At 54.8% G+C, this 20,602-nt stretch carries 21 protein-coding genes; 1 reads left to right on the forward strand and 20 read right to left on the reverse strand.

Going from position 1 to position 20,602, the window contains the following annotated elements; all coding sequences use genetic code 11:
- Positions 1 to 8 precede the first annotated feature (8 nt).
- The 13 genes from JET16_RS04725 to JET16_RS04785 all read right to left on the reverse strand — a co-directional run bounded on the left by JET16_RS04725 (position 9) and on the right by JET16_RS04785 (position 12,500).
- The gene (locus JET16_RS04725; RefSeq protein ID WP_199614516.1) at positions 9 to 1,055 is read right to left on the reverse strand and encodes a Gfo/Idh/MocA family protein; all 1,047 of its coding nucleotides are present in this window, start codon (positions 1,053 to 1,055) and stop codon (positions 9 to 11) included.
- Positions 1,056 to 1,155: 100 nt separating this feature from the next.
- Positions 1,156 to 1,527 carry a hypothetical protein gene (locus tag JET16_RS04730; RefSeq protein ID WP_199614518.1) on the reverse strand — a complete coding sequence of 124 codons (372 nt, stop codon included), beginning with the start codon at positions 1,525 to 1,527 and terminating at the stop codon, positions 1,156 to 1,158.
- Positions 1,527 to 2,189 carry a GDSL-type esterase/lipase family protein gene (locus JET16_RS04735; protein WP_199614520.1) on the reverse strand — a complete coding sequence of 221 codons (663 nt, stop codon included), beginning with the start codon at positions 2,187 to 2,189 and terminating at the stop codon, positions 1,527 to 1,529. Before JET16_RS04735 ends, JET16_RS04730 begins: the two co-directional genes overlap by 1 nt.
- A gap of 101 nt (positions 2,190 to 2,290) precedes the next feature.
- Positions 2,291 to 2,914 (reverse strand): hypothetical protein, encoded by a 624-nt coding sequence (locus tag JET16_RS04740; RefSeq protein ID WP_199614522.1) that lies wholly within the window; start codon positions 2,912 to 2,914, stop codon positions 2,291 to 2,293.
- Positions 2,915 to 2,995: 81 nt separating this feature from the next.
- Positions 2,996 to 3,910 (reverse strand): arginase, encoded by a 915-nt coding sequence (rocF, locus tag JET16_RS04745; protein WP_199614524.1) that lies wholly within the window; start codon positions 3,908 to 3,910, stop codon positions 2,996 to 2,998.
- Between the two features lie 25 nt (positions 3,911 to 3,935).
- On the reverse strand, positions 3,936 to 4,865 hold the full coding sequence (locus JET16_RS04750; RefSeq protein ID WP_199614526.1) for a proline dehydrogenase family protein: 930 nt from the start codon (positions 4,863 to 4,865) through the stop codon (positions 3,936 to 3,938).
- Between the two features lie 38 nt (positions 4,866 to 4,903).
- Positions 4,904 to 6,457: an L-glutamate gamma-semialdehyde dehydrogenase gene (gene pruA, locus JET16_RS04755; RefSeq protein WP_199615013.1), complete on the reverse strand. Its 1,554-nt coding sequence runs from the start codon at positions 6,455 to 6,457 to the stop codon at positions 4,904 to 4,906.
- Between the two features lie 354 nt (positions 6,458 to 6,811).
- Positions 6,812 to 8,014: an ornithine--oxo-acid transaminase gene (locus tag JET16_RS04760; protein WP_199614528.1), complete on the reverse strand. Its 1,203-nt coding sequence runs from the start codon at positions 8,012 to 8,014 to the stop codon at positions 6,812 to 6,814.
- 141 nt (positions 8,015 to 8,155) lie between these two features.
- Positions 8,156 to 8,662: an acyl-CoA thioesterase gene (locus tag JET16_RS04765; RefSeq protein WP_199614529.1), complete on the reverse strand. Its 507-nt coding sequence runs from the start codon at positions 8,660 to 8,662 to the stop codon at positions 8,156 to 8,158.
- A gap of 2 nt (positions 8,663 to 8,664) precedes the next feature.
- The gene (gene purT, locus JET16_RS04770; protein ID WP_199614530.1) at positions 8,665 to 9,867 is read right to left on the reverse strand and encodes a phosphoribosylglycinamide formyltransferase 2; all 1,203 of its coding nucleotides are present in this window, start codon (positions 9,865 to 9,867) and stop codon (positions 8,665 to 8,667) included.
- Positions 9,868 to 9,879: 12 nt separating this feature from the next.
- Positions 9,880 to 10,953 carry a M42 family metallopeptidase gene (locus JET16_RS04775; protein ID WP_199614531.1) on the reverse strand — a complete coding sequence of 358 codons (1,074 nt, stop codon included), beginning with the start codon at positions 10,951 to 10,953 and terminating at the stop codon, positions 9,880 to 9,882.
- A 34-nt stretch (positions 10,954 to 10,987) separates the two neighbouring features.
- Entirely contained in the window at positions 10,988 to 11,446 is a 459-nt protein-coding gene (locus tag JET16_RS04780) for a hypothetical protein (RefSeq protein ID WP_325176617.1), read from the reverse strand.
- Positions 11,447 to 11,528: 82 nt separating this feature from the next.
- Positions 11,529 to 12,500, reverse strand: a complete 972-nt coding sequence (locus JET16_RS04785) for a peptidylprolyl isomerase (RefSeq protein WP_199614532.1) — start codon at positions 12,498 to 12,500, stop codon at positions 11,529 to 11,531.
- A gap of 233 nt (positions 12,501 to 12,733) precedes the next feature.
- Between JET16_RS04785 and JET16_RS04790 the strand changes: the two genes are divergently transcribed.
- A complete protein-coding gene (locus tag JET16_RS04790) occupies positions 12,734 to 13,906 on the forward strand; it encodes a M20 family metallopeptidase (protein ID WP_199614534.1) in 1,173 nt (390 codons plus the stop codon).
- A gap of 381 nt (positions 13,907 to 14,287) precedes the next feature.
- On the opposite strand, the gene JET16_RS04795 is transcribed toward JET16_RS04790, so the two are convergent.
- The 7 genes from JET16_RS04795 to JET16_RS04825 form a co-directional block, all read right to left on the reverse strand.
- A complete protein-coding gene (locus JET16_RS04795; RefSeq protein WP_199614536.1) occupies positions 14,288 to 15,616 on the reverse strand; it encodes an MDR family MFS transporter in 1,329 nt (442 codons plus the stop codon).
- Between the two features lie 92 nt (positions 15,617 to 15,708).
- Positions 15,709 to 16,098 (reverse strand): sporulation phosphorelay system protein KapB, encoded by a 390-nt coding sequence (gene kapB, locus JET16_RS04800; RefSeq protein WP_199614538.1) that lies wholly within the window; start codon positions 16,096 to 16,098, stop codon positions 15,709 to 15,711.
- 15 nt (positions 16,099 to 16,113) lie between these two features.
- Complete coding sequence (locus JET16_RS04805; RefSeq protein ID WP_407673080.1) at positions 16,114 to 16,599, reverse strand: glutathione peroxidase; 486 nt, start codon at positions 16,597 to 16,599, stop codon at positions 16,114 to 16,116.
- A gap of 69 nt (positions 16,600 to 16,668) precedes the next feature.
- The gene (locus JET16_RS04810) at positions 16,669 to 17,520 is read right to left on the reverse strand and encodes a DegV family protein (RefSeq protein ID WP_199614539.1); all 852 of its coding nucleotides are present in this window, start codon (positions 17,518 to 17,520) and stop codon (positions 16,669 to 16,671) included.
- A gap of 38 nt (positions 17,521 to 17,558) precedes the next feature.
- Positions 17,559 to 17,882, reverse strand: coding sequence for a thioredoxin family protein (locus JET16_RS04815; RefSeq protein ID WP_199614540.1), 324 nt, complete (start codon positions 17,880 to 17,882; stop codon positions 17,559 to 17,561).
- 13 nt (positions 17,883 to 17,895) lie between these two features.
- A complete protein-coding gene (locus JET16_RS04820; RefSeq protein ID WP_199615016.1) occupies positions 17,896 to 18,930 on the reverse strand; it encodes a M42 family metallopeptidase in 1,035 nt (344 codons plus the stop codon).
- A 34-nt stretch (positions 18,931 to 18,964) separates the two neighbouring features.
- A complete protein-coding gene (locus JET16_RS04825) occupies positions 18,965 to 20,596 on the reverse strand; it encodes an Hsp70 family protein (RefSeq protein WP_199614541.1) in 1,632 nt (543 codons plus the stop codon).
- Positions 20,597 to 20,602: the final 6 nt, after the last annotated feature.

Here is a 20,602-nt window from a genome sequence, read left to right on the forward strand (position 1 = left end):
CTCCTTTCTTAAACTGTAACGGGTTTCCCCGAATCCGCCGACGCGTATATCGCATCGACGATCTGCTGCACGAGTATGCCTTCTTCCGGAGTGGACAGCGGCGTCGGCTCCCCGCGGCAAGCGTTCAGGAACGCTCCGATTTCCGCATGGTACGCATCAACTTTCGGCAAGTAAGCAGGGGCGATATCGATAAGCGTGCCGTGCCGGTCTTTGTAGATGCCGACCGGCGAGAAGCTGCAGCCGCCTTCCGTGCCGTACAGCTGGACGTTCATCCGGTCGTTCTCCTTCATGTGGACAATGAAGCTCGCCTCCAGATGCAGCGATGCGCCGTTGTCGAACGTAATCATAGCCATCGCCAAATCCTCGACCGAGTAGTTCTCATAGTCCCATTGCCCGCCCCAAGTGGGGGTGAGCGGCCGGTTGCCGAGCTCGCGGTACGTTTTGCCGATTACGTGAACCGGCTTCGGGTATCCCATAAAGTATAATCCCAAATCCAACATATGTACGCCGATATCGATGAGCGGACCTCCGCCTTGCAGCTCCTTGTTCGTAAATACGCCCCAGCCCGGAATGCCGCTGCGGCGCAGAGCCTTAATTTTACCGGAATATACGTGTCCGAGCTCGCCGGCGTCAATATATCTCCGAAGCATCTGCGCTTCCGCCGAGAAGCGGAAATGAAATCCGTAATGCAGCAATTTGCCCGACTTTCGCGCGGCATTCGCCATCTCTCGCGCTTCCGCAGCATTCATCGCAGGCGGCTTCTCGCACAGCACGTTGCAGCCGGCCTCAAGCGCCGCAATCGCCGCGCCCGCATGGAACTTGTTCGGCGTGCAGACACTGACCGCATCCAGTTCCATCTTGGCGAGCATGTCCCGATAATGCGTGAACGTATGCTCGATCCCGAATTCCTGCCGGTTCAATTGAAGCACATCCTCATTCACGTCGGCCACGGCCACGACCTCGGCCTTGTCGGGGTACTTGAAGTAATTTGCAATATGCGCGCCGCGCGCGATGCCTCCGCCTCCGATGATGCCGATCCGAAGTTTTTTGTCCATCCGACTGATCCTCCGATTTGCGCAACATTTTGTCCAAACAATAGCTTTATTGTAGTCCAATCGGAAGCGGCTTTCAACGAGGGGGCCGATCTGTCCGGGTCTAATCGTATGGACGCGAACGGTCGTGGCGGGCGTATGGAAATATATCTTTCATTTTCGTAATCGGCGGGTCGTCCGCGTACGGCGGTTTTGGCGGTTCCTGTTGTTGAGGCGCTTCGGTCGCTTCGGTCGCCTCGGACGCTTCGACGGCCTGCGGCTCTTTGAGCACGACCGCATCGATCGGGGCGGTTTCGCCGCCGTCTTCATCATCGAACCATGTTTCCTCCATACGGCGCAGCCTCATTGCAATGGAGATCAATACCGTCAAACACAGCGTCGCATTGAACGGCCAAAACCAGGCTTCCCCGAGTTGGAAAGAAACGAGTTCCACTGCCGCCAGCCCGACTAGAATAACCAAACTGCTCTTTCTCATCAGCGGTCGCCTCCCGTCACGGCGAATAAGGACAACGCGCGTTCCACGCATTCGGCCAACACGTCATGTCCGTCGTTGTTCGGATGAATGCCGTCTTCGGAAATGAGCCGCTCTTCCCTCATTAAGAATGCCGGGTACACCGGAGCGACCCGCACGAACCGTCCGTAACGAGCCGCGGCTCTCGCAATGCAGCGGTTCAGGAAGCGCACCCATAGAACGGCGTCGTTAAACATCGGAAGCGGATTGTAATTTTCAAGCAAAACGATTTGAACGTGTCCCCGATTGTTCGTGCGGCTGAGATGGAACACCTCATCCAACAATTGATCATATGCGTTGGAAAACTTCCGCATAGCCGGTTTCATAGAGTTGGCGAGACCTTCCATGTACATCTTTTGGGCGGCTTGTATCAAGTCGTTGCCTCCGGCGGACAACGTGATCAAGTCAGCGTTGCTGATATGTTCGCGAAGCGTATCGTCGCCGCGGACCTTCTCGTACAATTCCGACGTTGTCGCTCCGACCGTGCCGCAATGGTGCAGCGTTACGTCCCCCCGGTGCTTAGTCATTCGCTTGTAAATCCTGTGAACAAATCCCCGCTGTTCCTCGGCTCCGGTCCCGAACGTCAACGAATCCCCGAGCGCGGTGTAAACGAATGGTGACGCCATCGCAATCCCCCCAAGCCCAGAACTTTACTTCATGATATTCAATTGTGCAAAAAATGGGCTTGGACCGGGAAATATTTTTTTTGTTGCGGCTGAAATGACGGTTAAGGCAAATATTGTTCTGCGGCCAAAATCAACTCGTCTTCAATAAAGTACAGATTGAACAACCGCTTATACTCTTTCACTTTGTCGTTAAACCGGTCCCTATCCGCAGCATGCAATAATGTACCGTCTAAAACGTATGTTTCTACGTCACCTGCCGCAATCGCCTTCACATACTCTTCATTCTCATTCTCAACGTGGAAATTGTTCGGGGAATACCCGTCATTGCCGACCATTACCGCATAATCAATCATAAAGCTCGTTCCAGAATTGTCTTGAATCATTTCTTTTATGTAACCTTGCTTATGAGTAATATTAGGCAGATGATTCACTAATTGTTCGATCATTTGAGTTTTATTATTTATTTGATTTACATACTCGTTTTTCACCGGGTCGGTGACGTCTACCTTTTTTTGCAATTGTTCTATCTTATCGTCTTTTTCTTTAATCTCCGATTCAAGCCGGGACATTTCACGCTGAAAATTTTCTTTCAATGCTGTTATTTCTTCGGCTGTCACATAAACTTCTTTATCGGCATCACATCCGGCCAGCAAGAAAAGAAACAAGACAATCGGAATAAACCGCCGCGTTTTCATACCAACACCCCCCATTTCGCACATACCCAAATTATACCATCCTTTCCCGTTTTACGGACGAAATAAGGCAACCGACTTCAATTCATCGGTTGCCTTTGCGTTGATTTTGGATTACAAAATCTTTTCCCCCAGCAGCGAAGCCATCAACCCTACCGCGACCTTGGCGGTCCGGTTCATGCTGTCGAGAATCGGATTGACCTCCACGAACTCCGCGCTAATGATACAGCCCGCCTCCGCCAGCAGTTCCATCGCCAGATGCCCCTCGCGATACGTAATTCCGCCGATCACCGGCGTTCCGACGCCCGGAGCGTCTTCCGGGTCGATACCGTCGAGGTCCAAGCTGAGATGAACGCCCTCCGTCCCGTCGGTGACGATTTGGATCGTCTCCTCGATTACCTGCGTCATGCCGAGCCGGTCGATGTCATGCATGGTGTAAACCTTTATGCCTAGCTCGCGGATAAGCTTCCGTTCTCCTTCGTCAAGCGAACGTGCCCCGATGATAACGACCTTGGAAGGGTCGACTTTTTTGTCCGCGCCTCCGATTCCCGTCAATCTCGGGTGCCCGAGCCCTAGCGCGACCGCCAACGACATTCCATGGATGTTCCCTGACGGCGTCGACTTGTCAGTGTTCATATCGGCGTGCGAGTCGAACCAGATCGCACCGATGGATCGTTTATGCTGCAGCACTCCTGCAATCGTTCCAAGCGCAATGCTGTGGTCGCCGCCGACTACAAGCGGGAAAAATCCTTTCTGAATCGCATCCGCAACATTCTTATGCAATTCATCGCACACTCTCGCTATTTCGTCCAAATATTTTAAAGTGGTGCCGTGTTCCCCATACGATTTCGGACGGCGAACCACTATGTCTCCTTCATCGTGAACGATGTAGCCGAGCCGTTCGAGACGGGCCTGCATGCCTGCGCACCGGATCGCGCTCGGTCCCATGTCGACGCCGCGCCGGTCAGCTCCGAGATCCATCGGCACCCCGATAACGGATATGTCTTTGTTGTGTAATGAACGATTCATGAATCCGTATCACCGCCTCACTTCACTATTTTCGGAACATTCCTTTCAATACGAAGAGCAAGTTTGCCGGCCGTTCCGCAATTCTGCGCGTAAAATACGGATACCACTGCTCGCCGAACGGAGTGTACACCCTCACCCGATATCCTTCTTGTGCTAGTTTTACCTGCAGCGATGTAGATATGCCATAAAGCATCTGAAATTCAAAATGTTCGCGGGAAATATTCTGACTCTCTACGAATTGTTTAACATACGAAATAATTTTTTCGTCATGTGTGGCGACGGCGGTATAGGCGCCTTGAAGCATATGCTTCTCGACTAGGCGGACGTAGTTGGCGTCCACGTCGGACTTGTCCGGATACGCTACTTCTTTCGGCTCTTTGTAGGCGCCTTTAACGATTCGCAAGTTCGCGCCAAGTGCGCCTAGCCGGTCTCGGTCATCGGCTGTGCGGTACAAATACGACTGCAGCACGAGTCCGACGCGATGTTTGCCGTATTGTTCAAGCAACTCGAGGAACAAGTCGATCGTCACTTGCGTGATCGGCGAATCCTCCATGTCGATGCGGACGAAGTTGTTTGTCCGTTCCGCTTCGTCGATAATGCGTTTCATCTGTTCGAGGCAAAAGATCCTGTCGATATTTAATCCGAGCTGTGTTAGCTTCACGGACACGTTAGATTTCAAGCCGCGTTCTTGGATGCGTCCTAATACTTCGATCGCTTTATCCGCGGCTTCGATGGCGGCCGATTTTTCTTTGACGCTTTCGCCCAAATAATCGAGCGTGGCGAGCAGCCCTTGATCGTTCAGCCGTTTGACCGCATCGAGCGTGTCGTCAAGCTGTTCCGCGGCGACGAACCGGGCTACTCCGATTCTCATGCCGTATTTATGAAAGAATCCGCTGACCGCGGGGTTGCCCGCCACGGTCAGCACTGCGCTGCGCAGGAACGAGTCGAAACTCATGGAGTGAACGCTCCCTTTTTTTTACCGAGTCGATATGTTTATAATTTTTCCGAGCTGAGCTTCAGCTGTGTGAACTGAAGGAGATAGTCGGGACCGCCCGCTTTCGAATCCGTTCCGGACATATTGAAGCCTCCGAACGGGTGAACGCCTACGATTGCGCCGGTGCATTTGCGGTTGAAGTACAAGTTTCCGACGTGGAACTCTTCTCTCGCCCGCTCGATGTGCATGCGGTTTCGCGTATAGACGGAACCGGTGAGGCCGTACTCGGTATTGTTCGCGATCTCGAGCGCATGGCCGAACTCGTTCGCTTTCGTGAACGCGAGCACCGGACCGAAAATTTCTTCCTGCATGATGCGGGCTTGCGGATCGACGTCAGCGAAGATGGTCGGCTCGATATAATATCCGAGGTCCGCCATTGGCGCGTTGCCGCCCGTCATGAGCCTGCCTTCGCCTTTGCCGATCTCGATGAATTCAAGAATTTTGTTGTACGCGAATTCGTCGACGACCGGGCCCGTGAAGTTGCTGTGATCGGTGACGTCGCCGATCTTGAGCTGATTCGTAAGCTCGACGGCTCGGGTGAGAACTTGATCGTACACGTCTTTATGGATGATAGCGCGCGAGCATGCCGAGCACTTCTGTCCGGAGAAGCCGAATGCGGAAGCGACGATGCCCTGCGCCGCCGCTTCCAAATCCGCATCTTTGTCGACGATGATGGAATCTTTGCCGCCCATTTCGCCGATGTAGCGCTTGAGCCACATTTGTCCGTCGCTTACTTTGGCGGAAAGCTCGTGGATACGCAGGCCGACATCGCGGGATCCGGTGAATGCGATATATCGGGTAAGCTTGTGCGTGACGAGAAAATCGCCGATTTCGGCGCCGCTGCCCGGAAGGTAGTTTACTACGCCGGCCGGCATGCCCGCATCCTCCAGAATTTCGAAAAATTTATAAGCGATGACGGGGGTCGTGCTTGCCGGCTTGAGTACAACTGTGTTGCCGGCAACGATCGACGCCGTAGTCATGCCCACCATGATGGCGAGCGGGAAATTCCATGGAGGAATAACGATGCCGACGCCGAGCGGAATGTACTCGAGCCGGTTGACTTCGCTCGGATACGGCACGAGCAGATCATTCGAGCGCTTCGCCATGTTGATCATCTGACGGCCGTAGTACTCCATGAAATCGATCGCTTCCGCCGTATCCGCATCGGCTTCGCCTCTGGTTTTTCCGGCCTCGATCATGAGCCAGGCGCTGAATTCGTGCTTCCTTCTGCGGAGGATGGCGGCCGCTTTAAACAGCAATCCGGCACGTGATTCCGGCGGCACTTTGGACCAAGTTTTGAACGTGGCGTATGCGGATTGCATCGCTTGTTCCGCTTGAGCTTGGTCCGCTTTGCTAATGTGGCCGACGATTTCCGCTTTGCGCGACGGGTTGATCGACTTCGTCTTCTTCTCCGTCATGATGCGCTCTCCGCCGATAACGAGCGGAATGTTTGCGCCTGACTCCTGCCGCGCCTGAGCGATTGCCGCGTCGAGCGCCTGCGCTTCTTTCAGGTTGGAGAAGTCCGTGAACGGTTCGGGACCGTATGGAATCATCGTCATGATAACAGCTCCTTTGGGATAAAGTAACTCATTGTTCGCTGTAACGGGAGTTTTCCGTTGCAACTGCCATTCTCGGCATCTCGCTCGCTGTAACGGGAGTTTCTTCGCTTGCGGCGGTCTAATCCGGCAATTTACGCACTGTAACCGGAGTTCTTCCGTTACAGCGATGAAATCAGGACATTTTGCTGACTTTAACCGGACTTTCTCCCGTTACAGCGGCAAATTCAGGATATTTTGCTCACTTTAACCGGAGTTTCTCCCGTTACAGCGACAAAATCAGGACGTTTCGCTCGCTATAACCGGAGTTTCTCCCGTTACAGCGGCAACTCGCGGCAGCCTCCGGCCGGCTCACGTATGAATCTGTGCGAGTACCTGCTCCAGCCGGTCAAAAGCCCAATCCAGCTCATCTTTCGTCACAATGAGCGGTGGCGCAAAGCGGATGACGCTCTCATGCGTCTCTTTGCAAAGCAGCCCGAGCTTCATCAACGCTTCGCAATACGGCCGTGCCTTCCCCTTCATCTCAAGCGCGATCAGCAAGCCTCGCCCGCGCGCTTCGACGATGCCCGGATGCCGCAGCGTCCGCAACCGCCCCAAGAAGTACTCGCCCAGCTCCAACGACCGCTCGACGAGTTTCTCCTCTTCCAGCACTTCAAGCGCCGCAACGGCCACCGCGCAGGCAAGCGGGTTTCCGCCGAACGTCGATCCGTGAGAGCCCGGCTCGAACACGCCGAGCACATCCTTATCCGCGGCGACGGCGGACACCGGCAGCACGCCGCCTCCAAGCGCCTTGCCCATAATATACATATCAGGCACAACATCTTCCCAATCGCAAGCAAAACGTTTGCCCGTCCGGCCGAAACCCGTCTGAATCTCGTCGGCCAGCAGCAGTACGTTCTGTTCCCGGCACAACTCCGAGACAGCCTTTAAATATCCGGAAGACGGAATGACGATCCCGGCTTCGCCTTGGATCGGTTCGATAAGAATGGCCGCCGTCTTCGATGTCACCGCAGCGCGAAGCGCCTCGATGTCGCCGTACGGCAAGATTCGAAATCCGGGCGTAAACGGCCCGAACCCGCGTCTGTACTCAGGATCCGAAGAGAACGATGTTACTGTTATCGTACGCCCGTGGAAGTTTCCCGTGAATACGATAATTTCCGCTTCGTTCTCCGGAACCCCCTTCACATCGTACGCCCAACGGCGCACCGTCTTAATAGCCGTTTCCACCGCTTCCGCTCCGGTGTTCATCGGCAAAATCATCGACTTCCCCGTGTACGCCGACAGCTTCTCGTAAAACCGCGCCATCGGCTCGTTGTAAAAAGCCCGAGACGTCAGCGTCACCTTGTCGGCCTGATCTTTCAACGCCGCGATGATTTTCGGATGGCGGTGTCCCTGATTCAGCGCGGAATAGCCGCTCAACATATCCATATATTTGTTGCCTTCCGGATCATACACCCAGACGCCTTCCGCGCGTTCCACCACAACCGGGATCGGGTGATAGTTATGCGCCCCCAACCGCTCCGTGACGTCAATAATTTGTTGCGATTTCTGCATTGGCAATGGACTACCTCCCAACAACCACATCGGTAAGATTTACTGATATTGTACGCTATTTCCTGTCCGTCAAACCACACCGAAATTTAGACACTAACGAAAAGTAAGACGATTGGCGCAAAAAAACGGGCATAAGCCCGGTCAACCTCCATACTGTTTCTTTCGCTGTGCTTTGCGCTCCTCGTACCGCTGCTGCGCTTCGTCGAACATGCGGCGCTCGTCGTCCGTTTCCGGGATCAAGGCGGGAACCGCTGCCGGTTTGCCCGCGTCGTCCAAAGCGACGAATACGAAATGCGCCGTAGCCGCGAGCTTCTTCTCGCCCGTCAGCAGGTTCTCGTTCTCCGCACGAACGTACACTTCCATGGAGCTCCGGTGCGACCAAACGACGAACGCTTCCAACTCGAGCGCCTCCGCTTCCCGCACGGGAGCGTGAAACGTCAATCCGTTCACCGAGGCGGTGACGACAGGACGGCGGGAATGGCGCATGGAAGCCACGGTCGCGACGTTGTCCATCTGCTGCATCACTTTGCCGCCGTAAGCCGTTCCGTGATAGTTCAAGTCCGTAGGCAAAATGATCCAAGTCATGACAGTTCGCGAATCTGAAACGGTTTTTCCTCCCGGCTTCCCCGACCGGTCCTGTTCACTCATCTTCATCCCTCCGGCGCGTTCTCGATTCGTAGTTGTTCAATCGCCTGGGCTGCACGCTCACGGGCTTGTCCCACGGTTTCAGCTGTGGAGACGGCGACCGCCATCCTCCGCCCCGGCATCGTTACCGGCTTGCCGAACACGCGCACCTGCGTATTCGGTACGGCCAACGCATCACCGACGCCCTCGACCGCATACCGGTCGGACGAGTCCGCAGCTTTCAACGTGCGCGAAGCGCCCGGCGTCAGCAGACGAATCGTCGGAACCGGAAAGCCGAGAATGGCGCGGACGTGAAGCGCGAACTCGGACAAGTCCTGCGTTCCGAGCGTTACGAGACCCGTATCGTGCGGACGCGGCGACACCTCGCTAAAATAGACGCGGTCCGGCGCCAAAAACAACTCCACGCCGTACAGTCCGTATCCTCCCAGCGCATCTGTCACAGCTTTCGCGATCCGCTGCGCTTCGGCCACTTGCTCCTCCGGCATCTCATGCGGCTGCCACGATTCGATGTAATCGCCGTCCTTCTGCACGTGGCCGATCGGCGCACAAAAAGACGTACCCGTCACGGATCGCACCGTAAGCATCGTAATTTCGGAGTCGAACCGGATAAACTCCTCCACAATGACGCGCGTCCTTTTCGCCCGCCCGCCTTCCATGGCGTAATTCCAGCACGTCTCCACATCGTCGGGAGTTTTGCACACGGATTGCCCTTTCCCCGATGAGCTCATTATGGGCTTTATGACGCATGGCGTTCCGATCTTGGCAACGGCCTCGCGCAATTGTTCCAAAGAATCGGCAAACTCATACCGCGCGGTCGGCAAACCGAGCGTCTCCGCCGCAAGTCTCCGAATTCCTTCGCGATCCATCGTGAGTCTCGCGGCATTCGCCGTCGGCACGACGCGGTAGCCTTCCGATTCCAACTCCACCAGCGTCGGAGTAGCGATCGCTTCGATTTCGGGAACGATCACGTCCGGCTTCTCCCGTTCGATGACCTCCCTGAGCACCGCCCCGTCCAACATATCGATCACATGCGAGCGATGGGCAACCTGCATCGCCGGCGCGTTGCCGTACCGGTCGACCGCTATCGTTTCCACGCCCAACCTCTGCGCTTCGATGACAACTTCTTTACCCAACTCTCCCGAGCCGAGCAATAACATTTTATAAGACCGATCCGATAGAGGAGGGCCGTATGAAATAGGCTTCTTCATGTTCGTTGCCTCCTATTCGTTGCGGACAATGGTCTCGACGGTCGAGCGATCGCAAGACTTGACCAGCCGCACCAGCAATTCTCTCGCCGCCGCATAGTCATCCGTATGTATTATGGCAGCCGCCGTATGAATATATCGGGCCGGAATGCCTATAACTGCGGACGGCACGCCGCACCCGTGAAGATGCACGCGCCCCGCGTCCGTTCCGCCGGGAGAAATGAAATATTGATACGGAATCTTATTCGTCTCCGCCGTGTCGCGCACGAATTCAACCATAAGACGGTGAGTGATCATCGTTCTATCCAATATGCGCAGCAGAGCTCCTTTGCCCAGCTGTCCGAACGCATTCTTATCGCCAGTCGCGTCGTTCGCCGGGCTCGCATCCAATACGAAGGCGATATCCGGATTGACGAGCTCGGACGCCGTTTCCGCCCCGCGCAAGCCCATCTCCTCCTGTACCGTTGCACCCGAATATACGACGTTCGGATGGGATGCTCCCTGCAGCTCGCGCAGCAGTTCAATCGCCAAACCTACGCCGTACCGGTTGTCCCATGCTTTCGCCATAATCTTCTTGGGGTTCGCCATAGGAGTGAACGGGCACACCGGCACGATCGGCTGGCCCGGCAATACTCCGGTCGCTTCCGCGTCCGCACGGTCATCCGCGCCGATATCGAGAAACATATGAGGGATATCCATCGGTTTATTTCTCGTCGCCTCATCGAGCAAATGCGGCGGAGTCGATCCGACGACGCCGATGACCGGCCCGTTCTTCGTCATAATCTGCATGCGCTGAGCGAGCAGCACTTGACTCCACCAGCCGCCGAGCGGCGTGAATTTGATCATGCCCTTATCGGTGATGCCCGTTACCATAAAACCCACTTCATCCATGTGCCCCGCCACCATAACTACCGGGCCGGCGGAGTCGCCGCGCTTCACGCCGAAGATGCCGCCGATGCGGTCTTGAACGATTTCGTCCGAAACCGGCTCCAGTTGGGAGCGTACAAATTTTCGCACATTTTGCTCGAACCCCGGCGCACCAGGCAGCTCCGTCAACGTGCGGAATAAGGAAAGCGTCTGCTCATTCATAAAGGCTGCATCCCCCTAAGCGTTTCAGTCAACATCAAGATGGATCCAAATCGCGAAAAAGCTTCTCCACCGAAGCCGCGTCGTATGCGCCCCTCTTCTTGAATTCGAGGAGCTTCTCGCGCAGCGCTTTCGCGTATGCCTCGTCCTCATCGCCTTCGAACGCAGGCATCGGATCGAACCACACATAGTTGTTATCCGGTCCGTTGCGTAAGAACGGCTTCTTCCAAGCGTCCGGATACCGGTACGGCTGCTCCGAGAACAATATGCCGAGCACGGCGTCCGAATCGATCGGAAGCAGGTGGCGGTACAATTGTTCCGCTCCGCCTTCCGCAATATCCCTATGTATATAACTGTACTGGAGCATATGCTCCCCTGTCGGATCGTCCTTCACGATCGCATACCGTTCCGACTCGGATTGTTCCAAAATCCGCACTTCCGACAAGCGCTGCTCCAGTTCCTCGCCCGACACCAACGTCATTTGCCGTAATGACACGCGTAATCACCCGCTTTGCGGCTTTAGTTCCTTGGAAATTATACCACATGCACACGTACAAAAGAAAAAAGCACGACCGAGGTCATGCTTGCTGCAAATAGTTCTCAATTTTCGCTTTCGAGCGAAGTTCTTCGATATAAGCTTGAGATTTTTCGTTAGTTTGCTGCTGTACCAGCGTTTCGCGGATTTCTTCTTTTTTCTCATCGAAGGTTGGAGTTTTCGCTTCCTTTTTATCCGTCACCTTAATGATATGGAACCCGTAGTCCGTCTCCACTATGCCGCTTAATTCGCCGACCGGAGTTTTGAATGCCGCTTCTTCAAACTCAGGCATCATTTGCCCTTTGCCGAAGAAATCGAGATCGCCGCCTTTCGCCGCACTGCCGGGATCCTTCGACTTTTCTTCCGCCAGCTCGGCGAAATCCGCGCCTTCTTTCAATTGCTTAACAATCGCTTCCGCTTCTTCTTTCGTTTCCACAAGGATGTGGGAAGCGCGCACCTGTTCGGGTGTGGAGAACTGCTCTTTGTTTTCGTCGTAATATTTCTTTAAATCTTCGTCGGTAATTTTAATTTGAGGAGCCAGCAATTTTGTGAGCTGAACCTGCGTCACAAGCTGTTCTTTCAATTTGTCAACCGTCAATCCGTACTGGACCAACGCTTGGTCGAATGCTTCCTGACCGCCCATCTGTTCCTTGATTTTGTCCACTTCGGCGTTTAACTCTTCGTCTGTAACCTTAATGTTCGACTTCTTCGCCGCGTTATCGACAAGACGTTCAGTTATCAATTGGTCGACCGCCTGAGCGCCGCCTTGGCTAACCAAAAAATCATACAATTCGTTAGCGGTGATCGTTTCGTCGTCCACCTTCGCAACGGCTTCCGATCCTACATTGCCGCCGCCGCCCGCTGCCGGACCGTTGCCGTCTTGCGCGAACGCATACGCCGCAAATCCGACGGCGGTAGCTCCGAACAGCACCCAAGGGAGCACCGTTCTCAACACTTTGTTCCCTGCCGCTTTTTCTCCGTTATCATTTTTCTTTGTCTCTTGATGTTCCGTCATCCTACATCCTCCTGTGCATTGATCACTTATTGTTTACGGACAGCTTCGACCGCCTCTTAGCGACTGCCTCTATTTAAACCCACAAACGCAATCGTCTCATATAACAACCAGTTTGTCCATATTTTTGCGGCGTATATCCCCCATTCGGAAGAAAATCGATTCCTCCTGTGGTATAATCCGAGACGACATCACTCATTATTTTACCCGACCAAAGAGAGGACGGAAACTATATTATGAAACAAAAAGCGCTGCGCCGCATCGACGAAATATCAACTAGAATCCGAGGGATTGCGGAAGCGATCGGAAACCGCCCCGAACTCGGGAACGAAGAGTTTTTCGCTTATGAGACGTTAACCGCGGCCCTTAAAGAGTACGGTTTTCAAGTGGAAGGGAATGCGTTGGGATTGTCCACCGCATTCGTCGCCACTTACGATTCCGGAAAGCCCGGACCCGTCGTCGCGTTCATGGCCGAATACGACGCTTTGCCCGAGGTCGGCCACGCTTGCGGCCATCATCTCATCTGTTCGATGAGCGTCGCGGCGGCGGCCGGTCTCGCTTCGGTCATCGGCGACATCGGCGGTTCGATCCGCGTATACGGTACGCCGGCCGAGGAAACGCGCGGCGCGAAAGTGCTGATGGCGGAAGCGGGCATGTTCCGCGACGTAAGCTTCGCGTTGATGGCGCATCCGTACTATGCATACGAGCGGTCGGGACAATCGCTGGCGATGGACGCGCTGCGCTTCGAATTCCGCGGCCGGACCGCGCATGCCGCGGCGAACCCGTACGACGGCATTAACGCGCTGGACGCCGTCATTCAATTGTTCAACAGCGTGAACGCCCTTCGCCAACAAACGAGAAGCCACGCCCGCATTCACGGCGTCATCACTGAAGGAGGCAAAGCGGCAAACGTTATTCCCGATTATGCGTGCGCCGATTTTTATGTCCGTTCGGCACAGCGTGCTTATACGGACGAACTGGCGGAACGGGTGAAGAAGTGCGCGGAAGGTGCGGCATTGCAAACCGGATGCACGCTTACCGTATCAAACTATGAGTTTTCGTACGACGAGCTGCGCACGAACGAAACGTTGTCCGGCGTGTTTGCGAAAAATCTCGTGGAGATGGGCGTGGCCGAATCCGAGATTCAGACCGGCGAAGACCACGGATCGCTCGATCTGGGCAACGTGTCCTTGCAATGCCCAGCCATCCATCCGTACGTCAAAGTGGTGGATGAGAAGCATTCGCTCCATACGAGGGAATTCCGGGATTTGGCGATGACGGAGCGGGCGTTCGACGGCATGCTGTTCGGCGCGAAAGCACTCGCCGCCACTGCGTTTGACGTCATTGCGGATCCGGTGCTGCTTCGCGCCGTCCGCGAGGAGTTTGAGCGGGCTTCTAAAGCAAAATAGTTGAATAAGGGGCTATCCGATACGTCTGTTTAAGACATTCGGATAGCCCTGCGATTTAGACAGATCAGACGGTGTTGGCCGAAAAAACGGTATAGATTAATAGGGTCAATTATTGAGCTTATTCTTAAAAATAGGATCAACTTTTGACCTTATTCTACTCGTGATCACAGTTGCAGAGCCGGAGATATGGATCGCGGCCACTGTATAGGATCAATAATTGACCTTATTCATAAAAATGGGGTCAACTTTTGACCTTATTCTACCCATGATCACACATGTAGTGCAGGATAAATTGAACGCTGTGGGTGAATAAGGTCAATTTTTGAGCTTATTCTTTGACATTAGATCAATTTTTGAGCTTATCCTATTTGATACTTCCATTCACAGAGTCGCCGCTGCCGAGTTCGTTTGCTGAGAAGAAGCGGGCGAGACTTGAGCGCCGTCCCCGGAAGACGCTCTGTGCATCCGCTCGTCCAGCTTCGGCGTAATGCCCGCAAATAACACGATGCCCGATACGCCGACAAACAGCGCGATTAATCCCATCGACCAAGACGGGAATACGGCGCCAAGCGACACCGCCAGCGTGCCGATCATGCTCGCGCCCGTGTGCGTCAAGCCTCCTACGGCCATATATGCGCCTCTTGCATCATCAGGAGTGATGGAACCATGGTAAGCCATCCGGATCGGGACATTGACGACCTCTCCCCACGTGGCGAGCGCCATTGCAACGATGAGCGGCCAAGGGTCGTTGCTGTACATTTGAAACGCGTAGCCCGTAACATACAAAATCATTCCGGCGAACAACGTATGCTTCTCCTTAAATCTGCGCATGGCGGCTACCGCTAATATGGAGAACAACACGACAAACAACGTATTTTCCGTTCTCAGCAGCCCCAGCATTTGAACGCCGTTCAAGCTTAAGCTGCTCTCTCCCCATGAAAACAACGTGCGAATGCCCATTTCATCCGCCAAACGCACTCCGATATAATTTCCGATATGAAACTCCGAAGATAATACCAACAGGTTTGCAACCATGAACAGCATGAACGTTCTGTCGCGCAGCACTCTCCCGTAGCTGCGCAGCACGTCGCCGATTCCCGCAAATGCGGAAACAGCGGCGGCGTAATTGTGTGCGGGCCGATGCGTCTCGTCGATGCGCCAAAGCGTGATCGCCGTCGAAACGGCGGTCATCGCCGTCAATGCAATCAACAAGCCGGTAAGATGCGTTGCGAACAAATAAGCGCCCACCATTCCGCCCAACGCGATTGCCAAGTTGTTTGACCAATAGAAGATCGAATACATATATTTCCTTTGTTCCGGCGACGTGACATCGAGCAGCATGCCGTCCGAAGAAGGACCGAACAATCCCCATCCGATTTGTACGCCGAACGAAGCGGCGAGCGCCAGCCATGCCGAATCGACCCATGCGGACGCAGCCAGCGCCATCAATGCATACGAACCGAGCCAAACAAATTCGGCTCCGACCATGAGCGGTTTACGCCCGATACGATCCGACCAATAACCCGAGAGAAAGCTGGCGGCAAAGCCGACAATGACGCCACCGGTCAACGCGATGCCGGCTACGGCGCTCCCGAGCTCCCGAGCAAAATAAATCGCCATATAAGGAATGACCATGTTGAACAGCAAAGAACCGAAAAACCCGAGTGCGATCCGAATGCGAATGTTGGGATGAAAATCTCGAAATTTCATTTCTCTTTCGGCTCCTGACCCTATTAAAAATAAAAGCCCCTCATCCATAACGATGAGAGGCGCACGTTTGTTGCCTCCGTTATCGCTTACGATTACGGGAAATATTCCTTCGCCAGCTGGCGCAGCTCCGCGACGCACCGGTCGCCGAACGGCGTTCCGAGCACCTCGCAAGCCGCCGTCTCCCGCTCCAACGCTTCCTTCAGCGATGTTTTGTAATCCGGCGCCTCTTTCCCGTCATACCGTTCAACGTACCCAAGCGGCACGTTCGCCACTTCACGGTACGCTAACGCGCGGCGTTGGTGGAAGAAGGGCACGTCCGACTGCATCGGATTGTGCAGGTCGCCTTGCGTCGGATGCTTGAGCACCGCCAACATGCGAACCTTCGCCATGGGACCGTCCGCCGACAACAGTTCGCCGACATACACCCCGCTCTTATACTCCGCAACGACAAGCGTTCCCGGATTCAAGTTCGTTACGCTCATGAATCAATCGCTCCTTTATGCGTTCAATTCCCGCTCGATCGCCGAACGTAGTGCTTCGTCATCCGGCGCGACTTTGCTGGAGAACCGTCCGGCTACGGCGCCGGTTTTCCCGATCAGAAACTTCTCGAAATTCCACTGCACATCTCCCGACGGGTCCGCGTGCGAAGTCAAAAACCGGTACACCTCGTGCATATCGACTCCGAGCGCATGGACTTTGTCGAACAACTCGAACGTCACTCCGTAATTGACGGAGCAAAACTGTTCGATTTCCTGAATCGCCCCCGGTTCTTGTGCGCCGAAATCGTTGGAAGGGAACGCGAGAATGCGGAAACCTCGATCCTTGTAGTCCCGGTACAATTGTTCCAGACCGGCATATTGCGGGGTGAATCCGCATTGGGAAGCGACGTTGACGATAAGCAGCACTTTCCCCTTATACTCACTGAGACTGCGCTCATTTCCTTTCGCATCGACGGCTTGCAATTCGTAGAAGGTATTGGCCACGATCATCATCTCCCGTTCACAAATATTTTCCATCCATATCATATCACGCCGGACAACCCATGCCAAAAACTAGTAACTGACCAAAAGGCCGCCTTCCCCCGCATACGTGCCTATTACAGGACCCATATCGGAGAGGACGGCTTCCTTAAACTTGTATTTCTCCGTAATGTTCCGCAGCAATTCCCGCGCCCGTTCTTCGCAATTGCTGTGAGCGACCGCAATGATCCGTTTCTCGACATCATCTTGAATTTCGTCGATTTTGTCGATGAGGCGTTTGACCGCTTGCTGGGTTCCGCGAACCTTTTCCATCACTTCGATCGAACCGTGTTCATTCGCTCTCATCACAAGCTTGATGTTCATCATGGAAGCGATGGCTCCGCGAACGCGATCTAGCCGTCCGCCTTTGATAACGTTCTCGAGCGTATCCAATGTGAAATAGGTTCGAGTGTCCAAGACCGCATCCTTGACGGACTGCACGATTTCGCGGAACGGCAGCCCTTCGTGCACTAACCGGGCTGCTTTATATGCGATGAGGCCGAGGCCCATCGAAGCCGTCTTGGAGTCGATCACTTCGATTTCTCCCGCGTCCGGATGTTCTTGCAAATACATGTCTCGAGCAAGAACCGCATGATTATAAGTGCTGCTCAGTTCGGAGGATAAGCTGATCACCACGATCGGTTGTCCGGGCGGAACGCTCTGATACGCTTCCATAAACGCGTGCGGAGACGGAGCGGACGTCTTCGGCAGCTCGGAGGACTGTTTCATCAATTGATAGAAAAGCGCGGTTCCCATGTCGGAAGTGTACGTGTTTTCACCAAATTGCACAGTGAGAGGGACGGTCCGGATATTCCAGCGCTCGCGAAGGTCCGCGGGCAAATCCGCGCTGCCGTCCGAGATGATATGAACAGTGGTCAACAACATCACTACTTTCTGCAAAAGGTGCGAAATCTATCGCATCATTATAACAAACGGTCGCGCACATGCGCTAGCAACACATCGACGGAATTCATGCGGTACAGCTTCTCTTTCACCCTTCGGTTCTCAATGAACACCAAGCAAGGGACGCTTTCGATTTTCCACTCCCGCGTGATCGCCGGCAAATAGTTAATATCGCTTTTATAAACGGCAGCTCCCGGTTCCAAGGCCAACACTACGGTAAGCATTCTCTCCCCCAGCTTGCAGGTGCCGCACCACGGCGTATAAATATATACGGCAAAAGGATCGTCGCCCCTCCAGCGCAAATCGAGCAGCTCACGCTCCGTCAACCTCGGTATTTTGGACATAGAGCCTTCACCCCTACTTTATGTAGGCAAGCAATAGAGAAAACGTATTGCGCAGCGCATCGGCATGCGTCCGCTCCATGCCGTGGGAAGCGTGCACGCCCGGCCCCAAAAGAGCCGTCCGGATATTATGGCCGCCGCGCAGCGCGGCCGAAGCATCGGAGCCGTATTTCGGATAAATGTCCACGGCGTACGACAACCCGTTCTTCTTGGCAAGCTCGACGAGCCTCGTCGTCATTTCCCAATCATACGGCCCGGTCGAATCTTTCGCGCAAATCGATACGTCGCGTTCCGTACATGTCAAATCGTCTCCGATCGCTCCCATATCGACGGCGATCATCTCTTCGACCCCTTCCGGTATATACGAAGAGCCGTGGCCGATTTCCTCGTAATTCGAAATCAACAGCTTTACCGTCCGCCGCGGCCGCTGTCCCGTCCGGGCGAAATGTTCGAGCAGCGAAAGCAATACGGCGACGGACGCCTTGTCGTCCAGATGGCGGGATTTAATAAATCCGTTCGGGAAAAATACAGGACGCGGATCGAATGACACGGCATCGCCCGCGGAAATGCCGAGCGCCGCTACGTCCTCTTTGGAACGGACCGGCTCGTCGATGCGAACTTCGTAATTCGCTTCGTCGCGCTTGAAATCCCTCGCGTCCTCGTATACGTGCACGGAAGGCTTGCTCGTCAGAATCGTGCCGGAATACGTCCGCCCCGAACGCGTATGAATCAGGCAGTATTCGTTCTCGATCGACTGCATCATGAAGCCGCCGACCGGAGTGAGCCGAAGCGTTCCTCCGCTTTTGACCGAACGGACCATCGCACCGAGCGTATCGATGTGTGCGGACAGCAGCGTTGCCGGTCCCGGCTGCGTTCCCTGGATCGTAATGATGCCGCCGCCCTTCGCCGTCCGTTCCATCGCATATCCGAACCGGGCGGCCTCTTCCGCGACCAAATTCATCGCAAGCTCCGTATAGCCGGTCGGACTGGGACACCGAAGAAGCCGCTCCAGAGCCGGAAGGCCGTACTCGTCGTTCATCGACATATTTATTCGGTCTGTCACCTGATTTCCTCCTAGTGCATTATTACCCCTGATTCAAAGAGACGTTCCATCCCGAATCCGACAGCTCGATCTCCTCGACCCCGATTTCGCTGCGGTACAAATTGTCGTATGCGGTGACCTTCAGCCGCTGCGATTTGTCGATCGCATACGTAATCGAGATACGGCTAACATCCATCGTGCCCGGGTGCGGGCGAATGTTCATGCGCCACACGATCGGGCGTCCCCACTTTTGCAGCGGCTCGTAACGGTCGGCGCCCTGCCGCTTCACCATCGGGGCGATTTCGATCTTCGTTTGATTCGGTTTTGTCGTCGCGACTCTTTTTATTTTGCGGATCGGGTATATATCGCTGGGGGATATGATCTCGATCGTTTCCCTTCCCGCATGGTTGTATATGCCTATCGAAGCGTTCACCACGTCCCCGACCAGCCATTCGGCTTCGCTTCGTGTATATCTTGCGTTGCCGCGGGCGATGCGCGTTTGAAGGTGCGCTTCGTCCCATACGATCCGCGCATTCGGATACAGCTCTTCGAGCACGTCGGGAACGAACGGGACGAGGCTGCTTCCGCCCGACAGCAGCACCGCGCCGATGTCGCGGCGCGACAGCCGCGTCTGAGACGCGAACAGCTCGTTCAGCCTCTTGATTGCGTCCATGATCGCTTCACGCGGCTTTTCCGTCACCCGGAAGAAGTCCTCCGCCGTTACGGTCACGTTCCGAATGCCTTCATCGACTCCCGGCATCAACGGAGGAATGTCGACCGTCGTCTCCTCTTCATTCGAGAGGATGCGCTTGGCCGATTCGGCGATCGCTTTCAAATGGTTATAAAACGAATATTTCGGATGCGTCTTCAACCTGTGGAGGCGTTCCGGATCTTCGAACAGCTCGAGCGCGATCGATTCGCATACCGGATTTCCTTGCTCCTTCCCGCGCTCCACAAACAGCTTAACGAGGCAGTCGTCCAAATCGTCCCCGCCGATATCGAGGCCGAGCTTGGCGCTTACTTTGCCATGGTACCGGTTGCTGTCGTCGTCTTCCGGATCCAAGTACGGGTGCCGGACGACGGCCGGGCGATGATCCTGCGTGTCTTCCTTATCCATGATCGCCATATCCAGTGTGCCGCCGCCGAAATCGAACACGAGGGCGTACTTGGCGGGAATAAGCCGGCAATCCCAGAGCACCGAAACCGGTTCGTCCAAAAACCAGATTTGGTTCGCATTCAGCCCGAGCTTCACGGCCGCCGCTTCCATCATCGCCTTGCGCTTCTCGTCGTAATTAACGGGCAGGCTGAGCGCCAGCCGCTCGATTCGTTGCGGCTCGGCAATGCCGGCGCGGCGCAGCAGCTCTCTAAGAAATATTGCGATCAGTTCGACCAGCGAATACGTTTCCTCGTCCACTGTGAACGTAAAGCTCGGCGATTTCCTTAGTTCGGTCTTCAACGACATGACCGATCGGTCTCTTAAGCGGCCCAGAGCGGCGGATTGATGTCCGATAATCCAATCGCCTTCCAAGCCTTTCGAGAGAATCGTCCGGACGAGGTACGGCTGCTCGCCTTCGTCGAGCTTCCTCATCTCCACCCGGCCCGTCATCGGGTCGAGCACGGCGACGGAGCTGTTCGTCGTTCCGAAATCGATGCCTACATATAATGAATCCGGCACGGAATA

This window comes from Paenibacillus alkalitolerans (assembly GCF_016482785.1).
GTDB lineage: Bacteria > Bacillota > Bacilli > Paenibacillales > YIM-B00363 > Paenibacillus_AE > Paenibacillus_AE alkalitolerans.